Consider the following 2,936-nt stretch of genomic DNA (forward strand, 5'->3'; position numbering starts at 1 on the left):
CCATAGAGCAGGTCCATCGAGGCGGCGGGGCGGCTCTTGTCGAGATGGACGCAGCTTTCCGTCAGAACCAGCGTCTTGATGCCGTGCGGGGCAAGCGTGTCGGGCGTCACCTCGCCACCCGGCTTCATGCCGTAGTACCAGCCGGCGAAGAAGAAATCCGGCTCCACGGCCACGAGGTTTTCGAGCGTCGGATATTTCGGCGCCAGCTCCGGGATCGAACCCTGCTCTGCCTTGAATTCGGAACCGACCTTGTACCATCCGGTGATGCCCGTCAGGCCGACCATTGACGGCTGCAATTTCAGCGCGAAAGCCATCTCAGCCATGTTCAGATCGTGGATGACAGCGCGCTTCGGCGGCGCGTCGAAGGTCAGCGGCTTGCCGCAGCTGTCGACGGTTACCGGGAAGGCGAAGGCGGTCGAGGTCAGCAGCGAGACGGCAAGCGAAAAAGCGAGGCGTTTCACGGGTATGCTCCTTGTGGGTGGGATCGGGTCGACTATGGAACGGCTTCAATCACGACGGCGGCGCGGCACGGTTCGGAACCTCGAACACCGTCAACTCTCGATCCTCGGTTGGATGGCGCAGGCGCAGCACATCGATGCCGAAAATCTCGCGGATCAGCTGTTGGGCCAGCGCTTCGCGCGGTGCGGCGAGCGCTTGCAGACGGGCATGGTTCATCACCGCCACCCTGGTGGCGAAGGGTGCTACCAGCGCCAGATCGTGCAGCACCGCGATCACCGTCATCTCAAAGCCTGCCACGAGGTCGAGCAGTTCGCCGCGGGCGCGCGGGTCCAGATGGTTGGTCGGTTCGTCGAGGAACAGGATTTTGGGCTGCTGGGCGATGGCGCGCGCCAGTTGGGCGCGCTGGCGCTCGCCGCCCGACAGCGAGCCGACGGTGCGGCCAAGCAGCGGCAGCAGGCCGGTCCGGCGCAGCGCCTCGACGGCGATATCGCGTTCCTCGCGCCTGCGCCGCAGCCCGGCGTGCGGGACCCGGCCAAGCTCGACATAATCGATCACCGCCAGCCGCGGATCGGGCTGGTCGGTCTGGCCGACAACGGCGATATGCAGCGCCCGCTCGGCGGCCGAAATCCTGTCCAGCCCGCGTCCGCCAAGCTTCACCTCGCCGGAACTTGGCCGCAGCATGCCCGACAGCATGCGCAGCAGCGTCGTCTTGCCGGCGCCGTTGGGACCGATGATGGCAAGGCGATCGCCAGCGGCCACCGAGAAGCTGACCGCCTGGACCAGATTCCGCCCATTCGCCATGGCACAGAGGTCATGGGCTTCGAGAAGCGCTGCGCTCATCGGCTGCAGCCCGCCGGATTGCGGGGACGGCAAAGTGTGAGCATGGTGATGCGATGATCGATGGAGCCGTCCAACTTTCCGTCACTTTCCAAAACTGGCGACGGAAGGAAGCTGGCGAACCGGCCGACAAGGCCGGGATTCGCGTTTCCTCCCGGCACACCCCGTCCGGTCAACTCAGTGATGGCAGGTCTCCTGGCTCGCGGGTCGTTGCGCCATCCTGCCTTCCCAGCCTTGCCGGCCAGTGGCATTCACGGATTTTGCTCGCCGCTTACAGTTGCGGGGGCAGCCACGGCCTCGACCTGAACAGGCCTCACCGTGTTCCCTTTTCACCCCTCGCCTTTCGGCTCGGGGACCATCACCACTTCAGCGTAGATTTCCACCAAACGCTTCGCAATGGATTTCTCGGACGAAGTGGTGGGCCAGCTAAGGGAAACAGGCATTGCACGCTCACTTTATGTAATAACATAACATTCTTAGGAGATGACGCGGCCCGCTGTCAAGCGAAAGCCCATGGGATCGGCGCAGATTGCACGGAATGCGCAATTTCGATCAAACTGGCCGCGCCAGGAAACGCCAAGATGATCCGGCCAATGCGAAAAGGAGCCCCATGAACCCGACCGAGAAAGCGCTGTGGTTCGTCGAGAGCCATCTGCCGGAGGCGATCTCGCTTGACGATGTCGCGCAAAGCAGCGGCGTGTCGCGTTTTCATGTGACGCGCGCCTTCGGCGCCGCAACCGGCCGCTCGGTGATGGGTTACATGCGCTCACGCCGGCTGACCGAGGCGGCGCGCAAGCTGGCCGGCGGAGCGCCCGACATCCTCGTCGTCGCGCTCGACGCCGGCTACAACTCGCATGAGGCGTTCACCCGTGCCTTCCGCGATCAGTTCGGCACCACGCCGGAACTGGTGCGCGCGCAAGGCTCGACCAACAACCTCGACCTCGTGGAGCCGATCCTGATGGACCAGTCCTTCCTCACCAATCTCGAACCACCGCGCTTCGAGACCAGCCGGCCGTTCCTGATCGCCGGCCTCGGCGAACGCTACAGCTGCGAAACCAGCGCCGGGATTCCGATGCAGTGGCAGCGTTTTGCACCCTATATCGGCAACATCCCCGGCGAGATCTCAGGCGTTTTCTACGGCGTCTGCCTTAACGGCGATGACGCGGGCAATTTCGACTATGTCGTCGGCGTCGAAGTGTCCGGCTTTGCGGATCTGCCGAAGGACTTCTATCGGGTGCGGGTGCCGGCGCAGAAATATGCGGTGTTCTCGCACCGCGAGCACATCTCATCCATCCGCCGGACGATCAACACGATCTGGAACAGTTGGCTGCCCGACTCCGGTCACGAAATCGCGGATGCACCGGAATTCGAGCGCTATGGACCGGAGTTCGATGCCCACAGCGGCAATGGCGGGCTGGAGATCTGGGTACCGGTGAAGGCGTAGCTCGATCACGCCATCGGCAGCGCCGGCCAGCGATCGATGACCTTTCCGCCGGAAAACACGGCGATCGACCCGAATTGCTGCAGCACGGCCTCGCTCTGCGTCGGCCTTAGAAACGCGTAGTCGCCTGGCCTTGCGGCCGCATCGGCGGGCAAGCCCATGAATTGCTGGTTGGAGGACAGGCCGAGCAGGCCGTTCG

General features: G+C 64.0%; 2 protein-coding genes, 2 pseudogenes and 1 riboswitch. Of the genes and pseudogenes, 1 reads left to right on the plus strand and 3 read right to left on the minus strand.

Features of this window, described 5'->3' with window-relative positions; translation table 11 throughout:
- Together EN994_RS25190 and EN994_RS25195 are read right to left on the minus strand one after the other, a co-directional pair.
- Positions 1–461 (minus strand): annotated as a pseudogene (locus EN994_RS25190) (ABC transporter substrate-binding protein); the annotation flags it as partial.
- Between the two features lie 49 nt (positions 462–510).
- The gene (locus EN994_RS25195) at positions 511–1,299 is read right to left on the minus strand and encodes an ABC transporter ATP-binding protein (protein ID WP_013532381.1); all 789 of its coding nucleotides are present in this window, start codon (positions 1,297–1,299) and stop codon (positions 511–513) included.
- Positions 1,300–1,463: 164 nt separating this feature from the next.
- Positions 1,464–1,671, minus strand: a riboswitch (cobalamin riboswitch).
- A 235-nt stretch (positions 1,672–1,906) separates the two neighbouring features.
- Here EN994_RS25195 and EN994_RS25200 point away from each other — a divergent pair.
- Entirely contained in the window at positions 1,907–2,740 is an 834-nt protein-coding gene (locus EN994_RS25200) for an AraC family transcriptional regulator (protein WP_063170197.1), read from the plus strand.
- Positions 2,741–2,745: 5 nt separating this feature from the next.
- On the opposite strand, the pseudogene EN994_RS25205 reads toward EN994_RS25200, so the two are convergent.
- A pseudogene (locus EN994_RS25205) lies at positions 2,746–2,936 on the minus strand (DSD1 family PLP-dependent enzyme); the annotation flags it as partial.

It is taken from the genome of Mesorhizobium sp. M7A.F.Ca.CA.002.09.1.1 (genome assembly GCF_003998555.1).
In the GTDB taxonomy this organism is placed as follows: domain Bacteria; phylum Pseudomonadota; class Alphaproteobacteria; order Rhizobiales; family Rhizobiaceae; genus Mesorhizobium; species Mesorhizobium ciceri.